We start from the raw sequence: 21,694 nt of genomic DNA, 5'->3' as shown, positions 1-21,694 counted from the left end.
ATTTCCCCTTTAAATTGAAAGGTTAACAAGCAAGTTGCCCCTCGACTTTCGTCGCGGCCTAATCCAGATGAATGATTTTGTAAGCGTGCATATGGTCGATAAACGCCTGCTCGGCCGCTGCAACATCCCCTTTGCGCAGCACGTCAATAAGTACAGTATGGTAATCTGCCAGCCCTAATGTCGTGTAATGCCGATTGGAAATTGCCATAAACCGCATAAGCTTCGTCTTCATATCCTTCCATAACGTTAAAATAGCCCCGTTGTCGCATTTGCGATAGAAAAAACCGTGAAAATCCATGTCCAGCTCTAAAATGCTCAGTATATCGTTTTGCTTAACGGCTTGATCCATTTGCTCAATAATGTCGGCCAGCTCGGAAAAATCCTGCTCCGTCAGCAGCGGCATCGCCTGCCTGACCGCAAAACCTTCAATCATTTCCCGCAGCACGAACAAGTCTTTGATTTCCTTCGCCGTTATGTTGGAGACCACCGAGCCTTTGTTCGGAACGCCAATAATGAGCCCTTCCTGCTTGAGCCGTTCAAGCGCCTCTCTTACAGGAGCCTGGCTAATCTGGAATTGGCCGGCGATTTCAAGTACAATAAGGCGGGCACCCGGCTGAAGCTCGCCAGCCAAAATCTCTTTCTTGAGCTTCATATACACATGTGTACTAATAGAGTGAATTGGTACGATTGCTGGATTTTCTGGCACATGAACACGTCCCTATTCCAAATTATCGATTATCGTTAATTTATCTACTTCCATTATATCGGCTCATTTCCTGCTTAACAACCCAATTTTGGAAATGATGCCGCAGCAGCCCTAGCGCCAGCTTTTGCTTCTAGCTTCGCATAAAGTATGAGAAGCTGGCCTAAAGGGGATATTGCAAGAAAAGGAGGAACTTTCCTACATGCTAAAAAAAATCACCTCAATACTTCTTGCTTCATTTCTCGTTATATGTGCGAGTTCCTGCGGCAGCGCGAGCGATCGTTCCAACAGCAGCAACGGCAGCAGCTCCGGTTCTAATCAACCAGCCACTGCCGAGGCGCCAAGCCCTTCCCCCACCGAGTCGGCAGCAGCAACTCCAGCTGTATCGCCTACGCCAACGGTGACGGAAGCGCCTGACCTAATCAAACAAGAAATCGCCGGCATGTCGGTTGATGAGAAAATCGGACAGCTCGTGCTTGTTGGCCTGGAAGGTACCTCCCTTCAAGAAGATGCCATCGAAATGATAAATACGTATCATGTAGGCGGCTTTATTTTGTACAAAAGAAACATTACCGACGCTTCGCAGACGCTAGCCCTGCTCAATGAGCTTAAAAAACAAAATAAAAAAAATCCCGTCCCGCTGTGGCTGAGCATCGACCAGGAAGGGGGAACCGTGAGCCGGATGCCCCAGGATTTCGTCAAAATTCCATCCGCCCAGTCTATTGGCAGCAAAAATAAACCTAAGTACGCCTATGGAATAGGTGAAGCTATCGGCGCCGAGCTGTATGCCCTTGGGTTTAATATGGATTTTGCCCCTGTGCTCGATATTAACAGCAACCCGGACAATCCGGTCATTGGCAACCGGGCGTTTGGCTCCACTGCGGAAAGCGTCATTGCCAGCGGCATCGAGACGATGAAGGGCATACAATCGGGACATGTCGTACCCGTTGTCAAGCATTTTCCCGGTCATGGCGATACGTCAGTCGATTCGCATCTGGATTTGCCGGTGGTGGACAAAAGCTTGAAGCAATTGGAGCAGTTCGAGCTGCTTCCCTTTAAAGAAGCGATCAAGCAGCAAGCGCCTGCAGTCATGATCGGCCATTTGCTTATTCCAGCAATGGACAAGCAATATCCCGCTTCCCTATCCAAGGCGATCATTACCGATTTATTACGGGATAAACTCGGGTTTACCGGTGTTGTCATTACGGATGATATGACGATGGGCGGCATTACGAAGCATTTTGGCATTTCGGATGCGGCGGTCAAAGCGGTTCAAGCGGGCAACGATATTCTTCTTGTCGGACATGATGCGAAGCAGCAGATCGCAGTGCTGAAGGCGCTAAAAAAAGCGGTCAAAACCGGCGGCATCTCCATGCAAGCACTCGATGACAGCGTCTATCGGATCATCCGCCTCAAAAGCGCATTTACGCTAAAAGATGAGCTTATCAGCCGTACTAACGTTGATGCAGTCAACCGTCAAATTAAAAAAGCGCTGAACGCTTCTAAATAGAAGCATTCGGCGCTTTTTCTTCTTTAATCGGTTAAACTGCTAATATTAATTTACACCGGCGACATATAGCGGCCATAGCTGATGTCAAGCTCGGCCAGCTTGCCATCGTGCTCCGAAAGGAACGATACGTTTTCCCCTTCCGCCCCCATCCATTTGACTCCGAGAACGATACCTTCAGCCGTCTTCGCAGCGAATAAGAAGGAAAACATTTCTGGCATAACCTCACCGCCATCGTCTACCCGCCACGTCGAGCTTTCATTGAACTCGGCTGGATAGTCTTGAAAAATAAAGCCGTCTGCGGTTTGCAGCGCCAGACTCGCCAGCATGTCCTTGCCCTGACGCTCGAACTGCACCAGATACAAGGCATTTCCTGCAGTGCCTATTTCCTCAAGCGGCCATAGCTTCTCTACGCTGCGATTTTTGCTCTTGGCTATGGCGGCCTTCACATCATCTGCTGCCTGCCCGCTTCTTTTATCAGCGATGGACAGCAGCATTTCCGGTTTTACCGACTGATCATCGGTTAGAAAATACGTTTCATTCGGCACCGCTTTGCCCTCCACGACCTCAAACAGCTGGCCTTGCTGGTTTGCAAAATTTTGCGCCGTTTGCCTGCCATTATCGGCTTCGGTCGCCTTTTGCTCATTATTGTATTTAATTTTGAGCAGCTGCCCATTGTGGCCAACCGCGAGGTTGAAGCTGGCCCACTGCTCGCTGCCCCCTTCAGTCGGGCTGGCTAGCAGCTGTTTGCCTGCTTCATCGGCAAAGCCAAATGCACTTTTGCCAAGCACAGCAGTATCCAGCAGCGGCGCTGCTGTCGGCTCCGCGATGGGCTCCATCGTCGCGGCTCCAGCATGGGCTCCGCCATCCGCTGGCGTATTGGAAGCAGTTGGAGTCTCCGCTGTCCCGCTTGCAACAGCCGAAGCTTCTCCAGATGGCTTAACCTCCGAGGAGCATGCCCCTAAACATATAGTCAATATGAGCAACAATATGAACAAGCTGTTTTTCCCCATTATATCTCCCCTTTTAAACAAATGATGCAACGACTACAAGCTTAAGACGAAGCAGCCATTCAAAAAGGTGCAGCCCAAACATATTCGAACGAGCCATTCGTTTATTTGGTTAAGCCTTGCGCTTCATAATAATGCGCCACTTCAATAATCATCGCACCCATTCGTTCAATATCCGGCACGATATATCGTTGTACGCCATTTAATTGCAGCGCCTCGGCAGTTACTTTGCCCACAGCTGCCGCCAGCACCTGTCCCGCGAATAGTTCCAGAAGCTGCTGCTCAAGACCTATTTTTCGCGCATAGCGGAATAAATATTGGACTTGAACAGCTGTTGTAAAGCAGATCGCGTCAACCTCTCCTGCAGCGAGCTCTTCCATGAGCTGAGTAAGTACGCTCACCTCCGGCGGAACATGTTTGTAGGGCAGCAGCGAAATAACCTCACCCGCTTTTTTAGCAGCAAAAAAACGCTCCAGCTCGGGCGAAGGCTCGCCATGCAGCTGAATGACGATACGCTGGCCGGCAAAATCATGCTCCGCCAGCTTTTCAATTAGATTTTGCACCGTGCCATCATCATCCGAAACAACCGCTTTCAAGCCGGTACGCTTAAGATAAGCGGTCGTCTTGTAGCCTCTGGAAGCAATCGATGCTTGCGTCAGCTGCTCCAAAAACGGTTCCTTTATATCCAGCTTTTCCGCGTTGCTGGCAAGCGTCTCCGAGCCAATACCCGTCGTTAAGACGACCCAGTCTGCCCCCTCCGCCGCAAACCGCCGCAGCGGTGCTTCCAGCGTTTCCTCATCCAGCAGCGTCAAACCCTGAAGCGACCGCACGAGCGCAGTCCCGCCCTGCTTTTCAATGATGGCGCTCATTTCCTCTGTTTTTCGAGATCCTGCTATGACCAGTCGTTTCCCCTTCAATGCTTCCATTCCCATGCTTGCCCCGTCACCATGCTTTCTTCTACTGTGTTTGTCATATATTTTAACATAAGCATAAAAAACTGTCGCCATTTCAAGGCAGGCAAAACTTATTTTACATTTTTTTACTTGTTGCTGACATGGAAAAAACCGTTCTCAAAATCAAGAACGGCGGTTTCTTTAGATGATTACAAATGTTCGACATTAACGAAAGATAGCGAAAAACAGAGAAAAACATCGAAAACTAGATATAACATATATTTCTTTATCTATGTTATAATTCCAATTGAAATTCAGGTATTCGCAGTTTTAGTCTCACTTTTATTCCACTTTTAGGAGAAAAGAGGAATTTGATGCAGGAAGCAATAGACACAGGCAGCACCTACAACGAGCTCCCCCTATTGATTACCGGATCTGGAAGCGTTACCGTCACTGAGCCCGACCGTTGCCCTGGAGGCAGCCCTGATTACAAAATCGTAAACTGCGTAGGAGGTACAGGCCGCCTTGTTTTTCAAGAACGGGAAATTCAGCTGAAGGAAGGCGTTGCCATTCTTTATTTTTCCCACACCGCTTCTATTTCGTGCGAAATTAGTGAAACGCTCAGCATCAAATATTTAACCTTTACCGGTTATTTGCTGCCAGCATTTTTGCAAGCCTTACATATCGCCAACCTGACCGTTTTTCAGCTGGATCCCGCTCCGCAAATGCTCATTGACGAAATTATTTTAAGCCAGCAATCCACCCTGCAGGAGCGTATTTTCACAGGATCAGCACTCTTGTACATGCTGCTTATCAAGCTGAAGCTCTCCAAGGACCTTTACCTCGTCCCTGAACGCAAGGAGCATACACCGAAGCTGTCCAGCATCCTGACCTATATTAAGCAAAACTATCATCTCGACATTTCCCTATCCATGCTGGCCGGACAGCTCTACATAACCGAGCAGCATTTGAATCGCATGTTCAAAAAGGAATATGCGATGACCCCGCTCGATTTTTTAACCCGCTACCGACTGCTCAAGGCAAAAGAAATGCTCATTCATGAGGATGCCATGACAGCCAATGACATTGCCAAGGCGGTCGGTTTTAATAGCGCGAGTTATTTTGGCTCCGTTTTCAAAAAGCATGAAGGCTGCTCGCCAATGGTGCTGCGCAAAAGCTACAAAGCTTCGAAATCAAATTCGGCGATTGAGGCTAGCCGCTGATCATAATTCAAAAATTCCAAATCCCTTGTCACTTCATTCGGCACCACGATACAGCGGATGCCAGCCGCCTTTGCAGCTTTCAAACCATTTGGCGAATCTTCAAAGACGATGGCTTCTGAGGCATCAATGCCAAGCCGTGCCAGCGTGAGCTCATACAGCTCCGGGTCAGGTTTTACCCGCTGCACATCTTCAGAGGTATGAATCACATCAAAGGCTTCAAAGATGCCAAGCTTCTTCAAATAGCTATGAACCCAATCACGCGTAGAGCTGGACGCAACCGCAAGGTGCAGATTTCGCTGCTTCACGCTCGCCAGCAGCTCCGCAACTCCAGGCAATAGCCCGGTTTCGCCAATATAAACGGCATATTTTTGCTCAGAGAGCTCTTTAATATGGTCATGGTCAATTGGCGTTTGCAGCGCTTCCTCCAAATAATGAAAAGGATTGAATTCGTCGAAATTTGTGCCCACATTGCGGGACCACAGGCCCAGCGACAGCTCTACTCCATGCTCCTGATAAATGTCCCGAAAAGCATAATACCAAGGTGTCTCGGTATCCATAATCAAGCCGTCGAAATCAAAAATGATCGCTTTCAGACTCATCGCTACTATCAGCTACCTTTCCTGCTTTTACTTGCAGCTTACCGCCAGCAACTTTCAGCTTTCAGCTGCTAAAATCGGCTTTCCACGTTCGGCTCGGTGAGATGGACAAAGCTGAACTCGGCCCTGCTGCCGCTGCCCTTCGGACATTGCGCGACGACGCCGGCCTTTACTTCATCAGGTGTGCGCATGCCGAAATAACGGATCAGCCTCCAATCCTCGCCATCAGACGAATAATAGAAGGACACGCAGTCTTCTACTTTATTGATTCTCAAATAAGGATTGTCCGACTGAATCTCTTCCGAGTTGCAATCATCTGACCAGCCGTCCTTGGTGACGACCGAGACGATCGAGGCTGCCCGACCATTAAATTCAAAGCATAATTTGCACCAATTGTCGCTATCGACGTACAGCATAAGGCACCCAGAGTCATACTGCTGCTTCATCTCCACCGTCAGCCTTGCTGTTAATTCGAAGGATCGCTTGACTGGAGCATACAAAAAAGGAGCCGAGCTGGCAAAATGCTTGCCTGATGGATCGCAGAAAAAATCCGCCTCCGGTGGTGCTTCAATCATGACGCCGCCCTGCTCTGTGAAGTGCCACTGCGATGGCTCGTTCATCCAAGCCAGTGTTTCGCGTGTTTCATGATTTAATACATTAATCATTAATTATCCCTCCGTAGCCATTTTCTGTATAACCATTCGACCTATTTGGCGGAAAACCTTCTTTTGTCAAAATATAAGAATTTATAAGTTTCCCCTTATAAATAGGCTTATATTTCTCGGATGGAAACGCGCAGCACCGCCGGAGGACGGCTTTCGACGTTTCACCTTGCAATATAAGAATTTATAAGTTTTGCACTTACAAATGGGCTTATATTTCTCCGACAAAGCTCTTCGCACGTTCTGGAAGGACGACGAAGTCGTTTTTGCTTGCAAATGGTTATTAGACATGATGATTCGCTTTCATCACCTGCTGCTGCCTGGTAGGAACCGGGAGGAAAAACACGACGGCCATGAGCACCATATACAGCGCAACAATGACGGCGAACAGCAGCTTCGGACTGTAATTATAGAGGAGTCCCGTCAAATAACCGGAGGGAATGGCAATAAGCGTCATAACCGTCTGTACGGCCGAAAACATATCGGCTTTCTCATGCGTGCCAAGGCGATTCATCAGCAGCGCATCCCGGTACGTTTGCAAAATAAACGTTCCTGCCGCCAATATAATAATCGTCAGCATGAGCAGCGGCACATTGCCGGAAGGAATAAAGAGCAGCAGCAAGGAGCCGGCGGTGCATAAGGCAATCGATAGACTGACATATTTTTCATCCGAGCGTTGTTTCAGCCGTGGAATGACGACCAAGTATAACACCATGACCGTTACCGCAGTGACGACCGGAATATAGGAAATCGTCCAATCGCCGAAATGCAGCTCCTCCTTGAAAAACACAACCTGAAAAAAATTCAGCTGCAAAATAAAATTCGACAGTACCGTTATGATTATAATCGGGAACAACCGGCGGGTATAAAACGCTTTGCCAAATAGTCGCAGGCTGGCTCCCAAGCTTTTCAGCACCTTAGTCTGGCTATGTACCTCAATGAGCTCTTTGCCCGCCTCCGTCTCCTCTGTCAGCCGGTTTCTTACAATAAACATAATCGTCATCATTACGCCACCGGCAAAATAAATGACGGCTAGCGTCTTCCCGATACCAAAATCGGCGATGACAAAGCCCGCTAGCGGGGTAAGCACTCCTGCTGCGGTAATAATCATATTCATGATGCCAAAAACTTTCGGTCGCTTTCGCTCCTCGACATCTTCAATAATGAGCAAATTAAACGACACGGTGACGAACTTGGACGTCGCATTTAACAAGTAAGCAATCATAAACAGCCAGAAGCTTTGCGAGAACGCCCAAATAAACATCGGAACGCTCCAGGCTACAAGATCAAAAATGAGCGAGGTGCGCTTGCGTCCCAGCTTATTCGTAATCGACCCGGCAAACAACTGAAACACAAAAGCAAAATACAGGTTTATGGAATTGATCAACCCGATTTCAATATCGCTCAGTCCCGCATCCTTCATATAGAGCGGCGCATAAAACAAAACGATTGTTCCAGGAATCGCCCAGAGCGGCTCCAGAAAAATCGAATACCGCGGATTTTTTGGCAAATCGGCAAGCAGCTTCATCTTTAAGGCTCATCCCCTCTTCTTCATGCGTCATTGCTGCGCGGCGCCCCGTAAGCCTTTCGCCGCGCAGCCATAACGCCCTTGCCTTGCCCTACATTAAGAAATAAGTGCTGTCTTCACGGAGGTCATCGCTCTTGGCGCGCCTGTGCTCATGTCATAACCAATCGTTTCATTAAATGCGCCTTCGTAGTCCTGCAGCTTTTTGGTTGAAGTGACCATATTTTCGAGCTCCGGCAAGCTTTGGGCAAACTTGAGCGCCGTGCTGATCATTTGATGAACCGCTACATCGCCAATAACATTGACACCGTTATTAATAAAATCCGTCGGCTTAAACGACACTTCATAGCTGTCGTCATAGCCCATAGGAATAATTCTGCCGCCTTTGCCGATCAGCTCCAGAGCGACATGCAGCTGATTGCCGACCGCATCAATAATAATATCGAATTTATGGCCATTGTTAATTTCGAGCACTTTTTCCAGCGTCAGCTCCTGAGGATGAAACACATAATCAGCAATGTTTGCAGCGAAGCTTTTACGGTATTCATCCACTTCTGTGCCAACGGTCAGGCGGCCAAGCCGCTTGCCAACAAGCTGGCACAAGGAGCCAATCGCGCCGGAGCCAAGCACCAGCACCGAATCGCTTGGTTTAACGCGAGCTTTCAAGAAGCTGTTGAGCACGCAGCCCAGCGGCTCGACCATCATTGCCGCTTCCCAGCTCATCGTGTCGGGAATTTTGAACACGTATCTTTCCTCGCCTGCGTAATATTCCGCGAAAGTGCCGTGGATGGTCATGCCAACCTGATGATCCTCAAAATTTTCGCAGTAGCAGTGCAGCCCTTCACGGCAGTAAGAACAAATGCCGCAAGATTGCGTAGGATCTATGAGCACACGGTCGCCCACTTTAACGCTTCTTACTTTAGGGCCGACTTCAACGACGGTTCCAACGCCTTCATGGCCGATAATCGTGCCGGAATTGGCCGGGATTTTTCCTTTTACAATGTTAAGATCCGTACCGCAAATGCCCGAGCCAAAAATTTTAACCTTAACGCCTGTCGGCGACACGATGGTTGGCTCCTCCATCTCCAGAAGTTCCACCTTGCGATAATCCTGATATACTAATGCTTTCATTAACTTGCCTCCTCTTTCGATTTGTGAATAAACGTTTAAACAGCTGACTTGCTGGATTTATGGTCTTGTTTGCTCCACTCCAGCAAAACTTCCTTAAGCGCTTCCTGTACGAGCAGCAGCTCCGCCTCCGAATGAGCATCCGAGAAGACGAAAAATCCCTTCGTAAAAATCCCCTGCTGGGCGAGCCGCTTCATCATATAAGCGCGGAACGGATCGCGGTAAAAGTCCTGCTCCGCCCGCGACCTCAGGCAGAAGCTTGCATAGGTGCCGTGCAGGGCCAGCTCCTCTGTCAGTCCCAGCGCATCCAGCTGCGCCTGCAGCTCTGCCATCAGCTTCTGCGTGCCGCCGCGCCAGCTTGGCCAGCTCGGTGCCGCCTGCATCAGCTTCTCGCAAGCAATAAGCGCTGCCAGTGCAATCGTCTCGCTCGAATGGGCGCTGCTGAACTTGACCTGCCCACATAGCCGCATAATCGGCTCTGAGCCCAATACGACGCCCAGCGGCAGGCCATTGGCCAGCCCCTTCGACAAGCAAAGAATATCCGGCCACAGCCCGTATTCGCCTGCGGTCGCCTGCTTGCCCATTCTTGCCCCAGATGTTACCTCGTCAAATATGATTAGAATGCTGTGGCGTGCAGCCAGCTCCATCACCTTGGCCAGCTCCTCGCGCTGCCACTCGTTCGGGCATAACACGATGCAGGCGAGCTGGTCGCCATGCCGGCGCACCTCGTCTTCGATCCGCCGCAGACTTGCATGCGGCACCCAAACGGTGCTGCTACGGATTTCCGCCGGAATCCCCATCGCTTCCGCATCTCCGCCGTAATAGCCATAGGCCGACCAATCGCTCCAGCCATGGTACGCCGTCGACATCACCTTTGGCCTGCGGGTGAAAGCTCTTGCCAGCCGGACTGCGCCGCTAACTGCATCGGCTCCGCCTTTGCAGAAGCGCAGTGCCGCATAACGCTGCTCGAAGCGGGCGAGTATAAGCTCCGCTGCCGTCAGCTCCACATCAGCGGGCACCGAGAAGCTTGTCCCTTTGGCGAGCTGCTTTACAATCGCCGCTTGCACTTCCTCACGGGCATGTCCCCATGAAGCGGTGCCCATCGCCATCTCGCAATCGAGCCACTCATTGCCGTCGATATCGATAAATCTGGATTGTCTGGCTTCTACGCAGCAAATGGCCGTTTCGCCGGGGAATAAGCGCTCTGGCGTCTTTGCCAGCGTGCTGCATCCGCTCGGAATCAATTGCTGCACGCGCTCCAACCATTGCAGGCTTTGGGTAAATACTGCCTGCTCCTCTCTCGTCTTCATGGTTTCTCCTCCATTTAGCGCGTACTAGCGCACCTTAGTTCCTGGCCAGCAGCTTTCATAAATCCGGTCGATGGAGATGACATTGCCGTAGAGGTCAATGATCAAATCCTGTGCCCGGTGGGCGTGGCGCATTTCAATCCAGTAGCGGTTTTCCAGCAGCCGCGTGAAGTTGTCTACAAGGAACAGCAGACGGCTGCGGCTCTGAATAAGCTCTTTGCCCAGCACCTGCGGCAGCCAAATCGCCCCATTCGAGTTGAAGCGGTTCGAATAGTCATACACTTCGGTCAGCGTAGCGAATTCTGCCTCGCGAAGCTGGCTCCAGAACATGTCCGCATCGCTGCGCACCTCAGCCAAATCGACGCCAATCATCGGCAGCGATGCTGCTGCTGCATCCTGCTGCTCCAGATGCGACTTCAGATGGTCGAACATGAACGGCCAAATATCAGCCTTGATGTCGCTGCCCCATTTTTTCCAGAAGCGGGCCAGGTTGTTTTTGCGATTGAAGCTGCGGTGGATGCCGCTGCTGCGCTCCCAGTGGTAGGCCAAAACTTCCGGGTTAATAACGATGTCATAGCCAGCTGCACGCGCTCTCATCTGGTAATCGAAATCCTCGTAGCCGTTGAAAAACTTCTCGTCAAGCAGCCCCACCTTCTCATACACTTCGCGCTTCATGCCAAACATCGCGAAAATGACGAGCTGCACGGAAAACGTCTGCTTCGGAATGTCCATAGGGGACGCGTTCAGGAAGAGATGACGGCCAATCGTATCCGCAAAGGCAATGCCGCAATGCTGGACGCCGCCTGTTTGCGGATACAGCAGCACGCCGCCTGCCATGCCGATTTCGTCGCTGCTGTCCAGCGTTTCGCTCATCAGCTGCTGCCAATTGTGATTCAAAATCGTGTCGGAATCGAGAAAATAAATATATTGTCCCTGTGCAATTTTTAGCGCGCTATTAATAGAAACGGCGCATCCAAGCGGATAGTCGTGCTGCAAAATCTCCACCGTCACGCCTTCCTTGCACTCTGACTGGAGCTTGTCCAAATGCTGTCTGACTGCTGTGCCGGAACCGTCATTGATGAAGATAATCTGGGTGGATGGGCTTACTGTCCGCAGCAATGAATCCGTAAATAAATTCAAAATGTTATAATCTTGGTTTACTGGCACAATAACTGTGTGTAGCATGTAATCTCCTCCACATGATTTATAGTTTCAACATCGTTCGACGCCAGCTGCCCCCCTTTTTTTCGACTCGACTCTATCTAATTTTGGAATTTATGACATGTGACTGGAATAGAATCTGGTTACAGTGTATGTTTATGCAGCTTGCTGTGTAAATCTCAACATCTGAACTCTATTAAATTTTGAACCTTTTCTGTCGATTGGTCGGTAAATTTGACAAGGGGTTTTAATTCGTTTTAACTAGAGATAACTGGTTTTTTTAATATAAGAATTAATAAGTTACACACTTATGAAACGGCTTATATTTCTCGGATTGAAACGCGCCGCGCCTCCAAAGGACGGCGAAAGCCTTTTCACCTTGGCAGAGCATCATTTCGCAAAATTCATATAGATCGGAGCTATTTCAACATGTATCGCCATTTGGAACAATGTGTACTCGATTTGGAGCAGAACGGACATCTCGTCCGGATAAAAGAAGAGGTCGACCCCCATTTGGAAATGGCGGCGATTCATATGAAGGTATTTGAAGCTGGCGGTCCCGCCCTATTGTTCGAAAATGTAAAAGGCTCCAAATTTCGTGCCCTATCGAATTTGTTTGGAACGGTTGAGCGGAGCAAATTTATGTTCCGCCATACATGGGAGTCCACCCAGCGCGTCATCGATTTGCGCGGCGCCCCCATGAAAGCGATGAAAAACCCGTTTGGGCATATTGGAACAGGCCTTGCAGCATGGAAAGCGCTGCCGAAGCAAAGCTCGGGAAGCGTGCCGGTAGCGGCGCAGGAAATTCAAATTTCCGACCTGCCGCTCATTAAGCATTGGCCAGACGATGGCGGCGCTTTCGTAACGCTGCCGCAGGTGTTTACCGAGCAGCCGGGCAAGCCGGGACTGATGAATGCGAATCTCGGCATGTACCGCGTTCAGCTGAACGGCAATGATTACGAGCTGAATAAGGAAATCGGCGTCCATTACCAAATTCACCGCGGCATTGGCATTCATCAGGATATGGCGAATAAGCTGGGCAAGCCGCTGAAGGTGAGCATCTTCGTTGGCGGCCCGCCAGCCCATACGCTTGCAGCAGTTATGCCGCTGCCGGAAGGCTTAAGCGAAATGACCTTTGCCGGCTTGCTCGCAGGACGCCGTTTCCGCTATAGCTACCGAGATGGATTTGTGCTTAGCAATGACGCGGATTTCGTCATCACGGGGGAAATCCATCCTGGCGAGACGAAGCCGGAAGGCCCATTTGGCGACCACTTGGGCTATTACAGCCTGACGCATCCGTTTCCGCTCATGAAGGTGCATAAAGTGTATGCAAAGCCCAATGCGATCTGGCCGTTTACAGTTGTCGGAAGACCTCCTCAGGAGGATACCGCCTTCGGAGCACTTATCCATGAGCTTACGGGAGATGCGATCAAGCAGGAAATTCCCGGCGTGAAGGAAGTCCACGCCGTCGATGCAGCAGGCGTGCATCCGCTGCTGTTCGCTATTGGAAGCGAGCGCTATACGCCGTATCAGCAGGTCAAGCGGCCGACGGAAATTTTGACGCTGGCTAACCGGATTTTGGGCACAGGGCAGCTCAGCCTGGCCAAATATTTATTTATTACGGCCGAGGACAAGCAGCCTGTAACGACGCATCATGAGGCGGAATTTCTCGCCTATGTGCTGGAGCGGCTGGAGCTGCGCCGGGATATTCATTTTTATACAAATACGACGATCGATACGCTGGACTATTCGGGTACGGGGCTTAATGAAGGCAGCAAGGTTGTTTTTGCCGCCTATGGTGAGAAGATTCGCGAGCTGTGCCGCGAAACGCCTGACGTGCTGAAGGAACTGCGCGGATTTGAAAACGCGCGTCTCGTTATGCCCGGCGTCGTAGCCATTCAAGGGCCAGCTTTCACAAGCTATGCCGACGCGAAGGGGCAATTGCAGGGCTTGAGCGAGGCGATTGCCGAGAAGGGGCCGCTGCCATCCTGCCCAATGATTATTTTATGCGACGACAGCACGTTTTTAAGCGCGAAGGTGGATAACTTCCTGTGGGCAACGTTTACGCGCAGCAACCCGTCCCATGATATTTACGGGGTAAATAGCGGCTACGAGCACAAGCACTGGGCCTGCGATAACGTTATTATCGATGCGCGCACGAAGCCGCATCAAGCGCCGCCACTCATCGCCGATCCAGCGGTGGAGAAGCGAATTGAGCGATTGTTTACAACTGGAGCGAGCCTCGGCGGGCTTAAGCTGTAGAATTATGGACTGCCGCATTATTAATAGACAATCAAAGGAGTACAGGCTCACGTCCTGTACTCCTTTGTTTTGCTCATCATGCGTTGATTCGTTCGCTTTATAGCTGACAATGCGATTGTACAAAAACGCTAAGTAACTCGCTTGGCCGCGTCGCACGGAAGGTACTCGCGAATGCCGCTTTATTTTTCCGCTGCCGAGTACTTTAATCTCGTATAATATAGCCTTGACCGGGCTCAAGCTCCACAAATCCAGCCATGTGGCGAGCTTGAAAGGAGACGAGCCGATCGCTGCCCATGAGGATGATATTTTGCAAATCAGCTGATCCGTCTGCCGGTAAAATGAACGCTTTCGTATAAGCAAAAACTTCTCCCAGCGTCGTTTGAATGGCGTGAATGAGCCTGTCCCGCTCCCCCCTGCCCATGAGATTCAAAAGAACAGCGCCACCTTCGCCAAGCTTGCTTCGAATCAAGCGAAAAAACGCCAGCGACACCAGTTGCTTCGGCGTCCCCTGTCTGGTGAAGGCATCAACAATGACATAATCGTAGGCATGGTCCGCTTCCCCTTCCAGCAAAGCACGCCCATCTCCAATGACGACATTATCCTGATTATAGCCAAAATACATCCGGCTCAGCTCTACGACTGCCTCATCAAGCTCGGCTACCTTAAACGCCTTATGTTCAAAATAACGTGCGATCGTGCCGATGCCATGACCGATGAGAAAAGCCTTTTCAAAAGCCGCTTGATTGCTTTCCATCAGATGTATGATCGCCCGTGGATATTCGAACAATATACGTTCAGGCCGTTCCAGATCAAGCGCCCCTTGTGTCGCATCTCCAGAAAACTGCAGGACGCGAAAGCGCCCTTTTTCTCCATCCAGCTCTGTTGTGTCGTAGACGGCAATTTCGTGATGAGCGGTTTTCGCTTCAAACCAAATGCGTCCTTTTATATTCCCTGTCTGGTTTGTTTCATTATTCACTTAGCTTCATATCCCATATACTTTTCATAAAATCAATTAATACCCCCGAGCTTGCTCCCAATTTTCAATAAGTTCACTGCTCTTCATATGCATCCCCTAGAATTCGACAATTTTCTATAAATTCCTTTCCAATACTTTTAAGTCCGGAAGCAAACAGCGACTAGCGCAGCATTTTTTTTGCAAATGGCGGGGAAAGCATTTATTAGAGCGCATACCGCTCAATTTCAAATCCCAAGTCTCGAATCATTTGATGGTCAATCGAAATATCCTGGCCCTCTGTCGTCAAATAATCGCCGACGAACAGCGAATTTGCCGCATATAATGCTAAAGGCTGGAGCGATCGCAAACTGTGCTCCCGTCCGCCAGCAACGCGAATTTCCCGCGACGGGCAGATTAATCGAAACAGGGCCAGCACCTTTAAAGCTTGCAGTGGCGGCACACAGCCCGCATCTGCAAGCGGCGTGCCTTGTATCGCATGAAGAAAGTTAATCGGAATCGAATCCGCTTCAAGCTCGCGTAAAGCAAAGGCCATTTCAACGATTTCCTCGTCTGTTTCCCCCATTCCGATAATAACGCCCGAGCACGGCGATAGACCGTGGGCTTTAGCCGTTTGCACCGTGTGGATACGCTGCTCATAGGTATGTGTCGTAGTAATGAAAGAGTAGTGCTTCTCGCTCGTATTCAAATTATGATTGTATCGATGAACGCCTGCATCAGCTAATCGCTTCGCCTGCCCCTCTTTCAGCAGCCCAAGACAGGCGCAAATTTTCAGCGGCATCGTCGCGCGAATTTCCTCAACCGCTTCTACCACTTGGCCGAGCTCCTTATCTGTAGGTCCCCTGCCTGCTGCAACGATGCAGTAGGTTCCCGCTTTGCGAGCCAATGCTTCGCGTGCTCCAGCCAGCAGTGTCGTTTTATCAAGCATGGTGTATTTGGGAATGGGGGCGGTCGACAAAATCGATTGGGAGCAGTAGCCGCAGTCCTCTGGGCAGAGGCCGCTTTTCGCATTAATGAGCATATTCAGCTTTACCTTTCTGGCAAAAAAGTGCTGCCTCACTCGAAATGCTGCCTGCAAAAGCGGAAGCAGCTCCTCCTGCTGCGCCCCAAGAATTGACCGTCCCTCCGCTAACGTTAAACATTGTCCAGCAAGCGCTTTATGCGCCATCGCTTCCCACTTGCTCCCATTAAGCTGCTGCTCCATCATCATAAGACCTTCCTTCCCACCGAATAAAAAGCTGCACCACTTCTATTCGGACATGTATCTATTATTTTAAATCCGATCCTATTGTTAACCAAAACAAATTTATTAAGGTTAACAATTAATCTTTGCTATTTTAGCAAATCATGCCTCCTCTGTAAAGATCGCCTTCATTCCTTTCCTAAGCACGGCATAACAAAAAGACTGTCCCCTTGCAGCTCGCACTGCGAAAGAAACAGCCTTCGGTATTGCTAAAAGCCTGCATAATTACTCGATTAAAAAGGCTTAGACCGCCTGAACTTCTTTCAAATAAGCTTCAAGCTGGTCGAACGTGCCGCCAAAGCCTTGTCTCATCGAATCGAACATGCCCATGAAAAATTGGCGTTCTGCCTCCGTCGCATTAACTGGCCCTCCAAGCAAGGTAAGAATGGTTTTGCCATCCTGCTCGGTAAACGTTAACGTATTGGAAATTTCAATCGGGAATGTTTCGCTGAAAGGGGCACGTACAGCATTGCCATCCTTGTCCGAAAAAGAGTTAATGAAAACGATTTTTTCCGGCTCTACGATTTCTCCAAAAACGAATCTGCCCCACATTTCAGCACCATCCGGCGCCGTCATCTTGTAATGGAACATGCCGCCTGGTCTAAAATCCAGCTTGGCATAGCTAATTTCCAGCCCAGTCGGTCCCCACCATTTTTTCAAATGCTCGACCTCAGACCATACTTTAAATACGAGCTCGCGCGGCGCATCCAGTTCTCTTGTAATTTCCAATTGATCAGCCATGTTCATCCTCCGTCTTCAACTTTGTAATCGATTGCTGGGCTTGTGCTGCCTCTTGCTTCTGAAGCTCCTTCAAATAAGCCTCCAAATTGTCGAAGCGCTGCTCCCACATGCTGCGGAACGTCTCCGACCATTCGTTCAATTGCTGTAAAGATTGCGGGCGCAGCTTGTAAATTCGCTTATTGGCAGCCGGCTGCACCTCAACCAGGCCCGCGTCGCTGAGCACGCGGAGATGCTTCGACGTCTGGGGCTGGTTGAGCTCCAACTGCTCGGCAATAGCTCCTACGGGCAGCGGCCCATCACGCAGAAGCTCCACGATACTCAGTCGGTTCGGCTCGGCTAAAGCGCTGAAGGTCATCGCTTTCATCATCATAAATCTACTCCAGACTTGTTATCTATTAAAGTATACTTCAAAAGGAATATTCCTGTAAATGCATATTTAATTCAAAATGTTTTGCAGGTATTCTCTTCATCATAACAAGCCGGGCCGATTTGTACCACAGCAGAAGGAAAATAAACAAAAGAAACGGCCGTCCACGGAAAATACCGTAAACGACCGACTTGTTGCCCCATATTATCCTGATTAATCTACTAATAGGACAAAATTTATTTAAACGAACATTCTTCTAGCAGAAGACTAAAGAATGTTAGCGCTTCCCCACAGAACCGAGATAATGTCTGCTATTTTGCCTGCAGGCGTTAAGCTCAAAATGAACTCTCCTAGATCAAGAATGACGCCGCCCAGATCTGCCCAAGAGAAATTGCCCCCAAATGAATTGTAAATAGCGCGGAACTTCCATAGCAGGGAGTTATAAAGTGAAACAGCATCCCCCGCAACATTAAGCTTTCTGAAAATCAATTGCGCAATAGACCAAGCTGCATCAGCAAGACTCGACGTACCAGTAAAAGCATTGTATAACATAATCCAATTTCCTCCTAAAAAATATGTTTTTAACTACAAACACATCGTAACCTGATTATTACTAATTTTTTTCGAACTTATTCGAACTAGTAAGTTTGATACTTAAAACAATCATTTACCAATACGTAATGGTAAATAAACCATTCTAAATAATCAATATTGATTAGTTTGGGCATTTTTGTTATTATTAATTTCAAGATGAAAGGAGGTGTATAGGTTGAAAAAACCATGGTTAGCTATATTACTTTCCTTTATTTATCCGGGTCTTGGACATTTATATTTAGGATATGTAAAAAAGGGAATTATTTTGCTTGTTGTTGAATTTATTTCTATTCTACTTATTTCCGTCGTTGTCGGTATTTTTATATACCCTATTATCTGGATATACAGCATTATTAACGCATATCAATTATCCACAAAATCGCAAGCGGCTTCATAGTTCGGCCATGCTTCTATATCCAATGAAGGGTAATTCAAATGATGAATTTTCGAAAAAAATTGATTTTATTTTTCTGCATGTTGTCCTTTATTTTTTTTCTAATCGGCTTTTTTTCGCCAGGACAATCTGAGCATCATGAAATAAATCAGCTAGGCTTCAATGATGCTCTATTTATTTTTGTTTTCAATAGTATCAATCTATTAATCTGGTTCATGCTTTCTTTGACGGGTTTATCCCCATTGCTTATATTAAAAGCGATTTTCGGTATGGGCACAGGCTGGCATGCGTTATCTATCTCTCCTTTACTCTATTACAGCACTTCATTTTCACACGGTGTTTTGGAATGGATCGCCTGTCTTATCGTCTTTCTTTTTACAATCGATCATCTATATTATTTAACTTCATATTTCAGAAAAAAAATCTCTTATGAACAATTGAAAAGCTTCTATTGGGCGACTGTTAAGAAAACGATTCCAACGGCTCTTGTCACGCTTTTCGCCGCAGCTTTTTTTGAGGTTTATGTATCTAATAGGCTGTTGCTCATTCTAGTTCAATAAGAAGGGTGTCCGATGATTTATAAAACGACTTTACCTTTTCTAAGGCTGAGTACCTCATCGTCCATATTAGAAGATGAGAACGGCAGCCCTGTTGGGAGTATGCAGCGTTATTACTCAAATAAGAAACAGAAGCTCATGAATTATTTATTCGATAATATGGTGAATAATGTACATGCCTACGATGAAGATAACAATCTACTCGTTGATATTAAAGAAATAAACACAATAAAAACGCTTGTAACAGAAAAATGGCATGTACAAATTGGTCAAGATCAGTTCGTTTGCGAGAAAAAAACAAAAATCAAAACCAATCCACAATTTTTATATAAAAAACACAATGCAGAAATTTGGATTAAAAAAGATTTTGCTGATAAAGCTGTCCGCTTCACTTTAAATGGACAGATCGTTGCTGAAGCTGTACCAGACGGGCTAATACCGCCGAAATCCAATCATATTACATTCAAAATATTCGACTCTCGATTTGAAGTTCATGAAATTGCGTCTTTATATTATGTTTTTTCTCTAAAAAATAGCTAATATTTAGGAGTTAATGATGAATATTCAATTAGTGCTTAATCGACTGATTATTGCGAAAAGAGATCAGATTGTTTACCTTGACCTGTCTGAAATTATTTTTATTGAGCGTATTGGACAAAAAACCTTGATTCACACGGATACACAGGAAATTTATGTGTATGTCTCTTTGAAAGATTTAATGAGCATATTGCCCGATATGTTTGTAAGATCGCATAAGTCTTTTATAGTAAATGTCTACAATTTAAAAGAACTCAATTTTTTCAACCGTAATACATATGAAGCTTACTATAAAAACCGCAAAACCGCTTTAGTAAGTAAACGTGTAATACGACAATCCATTACATTGAACCAGGTGGGAACCCAGTGACCATTCATCCATTGCAAATCGAAAATTTGAGCAAGACCATTCGGGGAAAAAGCATATTGCAAAATATTTCACTTGAGGTAAGAAGAGGCGAAATTTTCGGATTACTCGGGCCCAATGGAGCAGGTAAAACAACGCTATTTCGCCTAATTGCCAACCTGATATTTCCAACACAAGGCTCTATATATATTAATGGAATAAATGCTAATCAAAATCATGTTCTCGCCGCAAAACATATCGGGGCTATCATTGAAACTCCGCATATGTACCCTTTTTTAACTGCTTATCAAAATCTAGTTCATTTTTCTCTCTACAGCCAACAGGAACCAGATAAAAACAGCATTTTGGAAATTTTAAAAGTCGTCGGCCTGCAAGAAGCTGCAAGAAAAAAAGTGAAAACCTTCTCGCTAGGGATGAAACAAAGGCTCGGACTAGCCCAGGCGCTGCTTCATAATCCCGACCTTATTTTGCTGGATGAGCCAACTAATGGCATGGATCCTGTCGGTATGAAGGAGTTCCGAGATTATCTTCATCATTTGACCAAGGAGCAGAACAAAACCGTCATTATTTCAAGCCATTTGTTAAATGAAATGGAAATGATTTGTGATCGTGTTGCGTTTATAGTGGATGGTGAAGTCAAATCGATTGAATCCATGCAAAAAACAGAAAACGTTAGGCAAGTCGTTACAATAGAGATAGACTCAACCGAACGAGCGTTACCATTGCTTCGTAAGCATGAACGAACGTCGAACTTGCTCAAGGTAGAGGAATCCGAATTGGTTTTCCTGTTGCTTCGCGAAGAAATTTCGGAAATGCTTTATCTCCTTATTCATCATCAGATCCATGTATATGCTGTGCAAAGCAAACAGCCTAGCCTGGAAGACAAGTTCATGAGCTTGACAGAGGAGGCTTCCATTGATAAGGCTTATAAGAGCAGAGCAAATTAAAATATACAGCCGTCCCATGGTATGGGCCATGGCTATCATTTTTGTAATCATTGTTATTATGACGGCACTGTTTAATATCGATAAAAGGAACGATTCTCAATCAGACGATTGGAAAACCGTGATACACGAAGAAAATCAATTGTTAATAGAACAAATGAAGGAAGCTCCAGAGGATGTTCTTCCCTATTTAAATTCACAAATTCAACGTAACGAATATGCCTTGGAAAATGGAGTGTCTCCGGATCGCATGACATCTTGGAAATTTTTAAGCCTAGTTTCCAATTTCCTTCCGTTCGTCACATTATTCACGCTTATTGTTGCCAGTGATACCGTAGCTAGTGAATTTAAATGGGACACCATGAAGCTGCTGCTCATCCGTCCAGTTCGCCGCTATAAAATATTGTTAGCGAAATATTGTTCCGTCCTTATGTTCTCTGCTTTGCTTATCTGTATGATTTTTCTTTCATCTTGGATTATTGGAGCCCTTTTATTTGGGGCCGATGGCGCTTCAGAGCCATTCATATTTTCAAAGGATAAACAAAATTATGAACACATCCCTATGTTTATGCATGTGCTCCTAACCTATGGATTAAAAATAATTACCCTTTGCGTTATTGTCACTATGGCATTTGTCATCTCTATACTGTTTCGAAGCAATTCTCTCGCCATTGCATTCTCTGTATTCATCTTGTTTGGCGGCAATATGATCTCTGCCTTCTTAAGTCGAATTCAACCGGAATTTGCAAAATACTTTTTGTTTTCTCATTTGAATCTTGAGGCTTATTTTACAGGCACCCCCATAGTAGAAGGTGTTACGCTTCCATTTTCATTGATCATTCTGTCCGGTTATATGCTATGCTTTTACGCCGCCGGCTGGGCCGTATTCGCTAGAAGGGAAATGGGCTAATACTCCCGTAAAACAAATAGGGCAATTCCTAAAGTCATCTTACATGACAGCAGGAATTGCCCCTATTTATGACTGCCCCGGAAACCAGGG

23 protein-coding genes are annotated in these 21,694 nt (G+C 47.3%); 9 read left to right on the top strand and 14 right to left on the bottom strand.

Translation table 11 applies throughout. From position 1 onward, the window contains the following. Positions 1 to 58: 58 nt before the first annotated feature. Positions 59 to 706, bottom strand: a complete 648-nt coding sequence (locus BBD42_RS19745) for a GntR family transcriptional regulator (protein WP_237163159.1) — start codon at positions 704 to 706, stop codon at positions 59 to 61. Between the two features lie 199 nt (positions 707 to 905). Here BBD42_RS19745 and nagZ point away from each other — a divergent pair, with 199 nt between their 5' ends. After that, positions 906 to 2,213 carry a beta-N-acetylhexosaminidase gene (gene nagZ / locus BBD42_RS19740; RefSeq protein ID WP_099519559.1) on the top strand — a complete coding sequence of 436 codons (1,308 nt, stop codon included), beginning with the start codon at positions 906 to 908 and terminating at the stop codon, positions 2,211 to 2,213. A 50-nt stretch (positions 2,214 to 2,263) separates the two neighbouring features. Here the strand turns inward: nagZ and BBD42_RS19735 are convergent, their stop codons facing one another. Next, positions 2,264 to 3,223, bottom strand: a complete 960-nt coding sequence (locus tag BBD42_RS19735; RefSeq protein WP_099519558.1) for a hypothetical protein — start codon at positions 3,221 to 3,223, stop codon at positions 2,264 to 2,266. Positions 3,224 to 3,324: 101 nt separating this feature from the next. Then, positions 3,325 to 4,152: a uroporphyrinogen-III synthase gene (locus tag BBD42_RS19730; RefSeq protein ID WP_099519557.1), complete on the bottom strand. Its 828-nt coding sequence runs from the start codon at positions 4,150 to 4,152 to the stop codon at positions 3,325 to 3,327. 335 nt (positions 4,153 to 4,487) lie between these two features. On the opposite strand from BBD42_RS19730, the gene BBD42_RS19725 reads away from it, so the two are divergent. Then, on the top strand, positions 4,488 to 5,336 hold the full coding sequence (locus tag BBD42_RS19725; RefSeq protein ID WP_099519556.1) for a helix-turn-helix transcriptional regulator: 849 nt from the start codon (positions 4,488 to 4,490) through the stop codon (positions 5,334 to 5,336). On the opposite strand, the gene BBD42_RS19720 is transcribed toward BBD42_RS19725, so the two are convergent. The 6 genes from BBD42_RS19720 to BBD42_RS19695 all read right to left on the bottom strand — a co-directional run bounded on the left by BBD42_RS19720 (position 5,291) and on the right by BBD42_RS19695 (position 11,739). Continuing rightward, positions 5,291 to 5,935: an HAD family hydrolase gene (locus BBD42_RS19720; protein ID WP_056029835.1), complete on the bottom strand. Its 645-nt coding sequence runs from the start codon at positions 5,933 to 5,935 to the stop codon at positions 5,291 to 5,293. The genes BBD42_RS19725 and BBD42_RS19720 overlap by 46 nt on opposite strands. Positions 5,936 to 6,003: 68 nt before the next feature. Next, entirely contained in the window at positions 6,004 to 6,597 is a 594-nt protein-coding gene (locus BBD42_RS19715) for a DUF1349 domain-containing protein (RefSeq protein WP_099519555.1), read from the bottom strand. Between the two features lie 280 nt (positions 6,598 to 6,877). Then, positions 6,878 to 8,122: an MFS transporter gene (locus BBD42_RS19710; protein WP_099519554.1), complete on the bottom strand. Its 1,245-nt coding sequence runs from the start codon at positions 8,120 to 8,122 to the stop codon at positions 6,878 to 6,880. Between the two features lie 96 nt (positions 8,123 to 8,218). Further along, complete coding sequence (locus BBD42_RS19705) at positions 8,219 to 9,250, bottom strand: zinc-dependent alcohol dehydrogenase (protein ID WP_056029850.1); 1,032 nt, start codon at positions 9,248 to 9,250, stop codon at positions 8,219 to 8,221. A 35-nt stretch (positions 9,251 to 9,285) separates the two neighbouring features. Continuing rightward, positions 9,286 to 10,557: an aminotransferase class III-fold pyridoxal phosphate-dependent enzyme gene (locus BBD42_RS19700; RefSeq protein WP_099519553.1), complete on the bottom strand. Its 1,272-nt coding sequence runs from the start codon at positions 10,555 to 10,557 to the stop codon at positions 9,286 to 9,288. 24 nt (positions 10,558 to 10,581) lie between these two features. Then, the gene (locus BBD42_RS19695) at positions 10,582 to 11,739 is read right to left on the bottom strand and encodes a glycosyltransferase family 2 protein (protein WP_099519552.1); all 1,158 of its coding nucleotides are present in this window, start codon (positions 11,737 to 11,739) and stop codon (positions 10,582 to 10,584) included. A 405-nt stretch (positions 11,740 to 12,144) separates the two neighbouring features. On the opposite strand from BBD42_RS19695, the gene BBD42_RS19690 reads away from it, so the two are divergent. Next, positions 12,145 to 13,977, top strand: a complete 1,833-nt coding sequence (locus BBD42_RS19690) for a UbiD family decarboxylase (RefSeq protein WP_099519551.1) — start codon at positions 12,145 to 12,147, stop codon at positions 13,975 to 13,977. 202 nt (positions 13,978 to 14,179) lie between these two features. Here the strand turns inward: BBD42_RS19690 and BBD42_RS19685 are convergent, their stop codons facing one another. The 5 genes from BBD42_RS19685 to BBD42_RS19665 all read right to left on the bottom strand — a co-directional run bounded on the left by BBD42_RS19685 (position 14,180) and on the right by BBD42_RS19665 (position 17,853). Then, complete coding sequence (locus BBD42_RS19685) at positions 14,180 to 14,923, bottom strand: spermidine synthase (RefSeq protein WP_172455723.1); 744 nt, start codon at positions 14,921 to 14,923, stop codon at positions 14,180 to 14,182. A 232-nt stretch (positions 14,924 to 15,155) separates the two neighbouring features. After that, positions 15,156 to 16,154: a biotin synthase BioB gene (gene bioB, locus BBD42_RS19680; RefSeq protein WP_099521700.1), complete on the bottom strand. Its 999-nt coding sequence runs from the start codon at positions 16,152 to 16,154 to the stop codon at positions 15,156 to 15,158. A gap of 282 nt (positions 16,155 to 16,436) precedes the next feature. Next, entirely contained in the window at positions 16,437 to 16,934 is a 498-nt protein-coding gene (locus BBD42_RS19675) for an SRPBCC family protein (protein WP_099519550.1), read from the bottom strand. Then, a complete protein-coding gene (locus BBD42_RS19670) occupies positions 16,927 to 17,298 on the bottom strand; it encodes an ArsR/SmtB family transcription factor (RefSeq protein ID WP_056032800.1) in 372 nt (123 codons plus the stop codon). The genes BBD42_RS19675 and BBD42_RS19670 overlap by 8 nt, the downstream gene beginning before the upstream one ends. Positions 17,299 to 17,568: 270 nt before the next feature. Next, the gene (locus BBD42_RS19665) at positions 17,569 to 17,853 is read right to left on the bottom strand and encodes a hypothetical protein (protein WP_063892464.1); all 285 of its coding nucleotides are present in this window, start codon (positions 17,851 to 17,853) and stop codon (positions 17,569 to 17,571) included. A gap of 208 nt (positions 17,854 to 18,061) precedes the next feature. Here BBD42_RS19665 and BBD42_RS19660 point away from each other — a divergent pair, with 208 nt between their 5' ends. Genes BBD42_RS19660 through BBD42_RS19635 form a run of 6 tightly spaced genes read left to right on the top strand, consistent with a single transcriptional unit; the run spans position 18,062 to position 21,604 of the window. Further along, positions 18,062 to 18,292 carry a TM2 domain-containing protein gene (locus tag BBD42_RS19660; RefSeq protein ID WP_481855887.1) on the top strand — a complete coding sequence of 77 codons (231 nt, stop codon included), beginning with the start codon at positions 18,062 to 18,064 and terminating at the stop codon, positions 18,290 to 18,292. A gap of 38 nt (positions 18,293 to 18,330) precedes the next feature. Then, the gene (locus tag BBD42_RS19655; protein ID WP_099519548.1) at positions 18,331 to 18,849 is read left to right on the top strand and encodes a stage II sporulation protein M; all 519 of its coding nucleotides are present in this window, start codon (positions 18,331 to 18,333) and stop codon (positions 18,847 to 18,849) included. A gap of 12 nt (positions 18,850 to 18,861) precedes the next feature. Next, a complete protein-coding gene (locus BBD42_RS19650; RefSeq protein WP_099519547.1) occupies positions 18,862 to 19,386 on the top strand; it encodes a tubby C-terminal domain-like protein in 525 nt (174 codons plus the stop codon). Positions 19,387 to 19,399: 13 nt separating this feature from the next. Continuing rightward, the gene (locus tag BBD42_RS19645; protein ID WP_099519546.1) at positions 19,400 to 19,753 is read left to right on the top strand and encodes a LytTR family DNA-binding domain-containing protein; all 354 of its coding nucleotides are present in this window, start codon (positions 19,400 to 19,402) and stop codon (positions 19,751 to 19,753) included. Next, positions 19,750 to 20,697, top strand: coding sequence for an ABC transporter ATP-binding protein (locus BBD42_RS19640; RefSeq protein WP_172455561.1), 948 nt, complete (start codon positions 19,750 to 19,752; stop codon positions 20,695 to 20,697). Before BBD42_RS19645 ends, BBD42_RS19640 begins: the two co-directional genes overlap by 4 nt. Next, complete coding sequence (locus BBD42_RS19635; protein ID WP_099519544.1) at positions 20,666 to 21,604, top strand: DUF2705 family protein; 939 nt, start codon at positions 20,666 to 20,668, stop codon at positions 21,602 to 21,604. The genes BBD42_RS19640 and BBD42_RS19635 overlap by 32 nt, the downstream gene beginning before the upstream one ends. The last annotated feature ends 90 nt before the right edge of the window (positions 21,605 to 21,694 follow it).

This window comes from Paenibacillus sp. BIHB 4019, assembly GCF_002741035.1.
In the GTDB taxonomy this organism is placed as follows: Bacteria; Bacillota; Bacilli; order Paenibacillales; family Paenibacillaceae; genus Pristimantibacillus.
The sequence above is the reverse complement of the archived record's forward strand: the minus strand, read 5'-3'. Positions and strand labels throughout refer to the sequence as shown.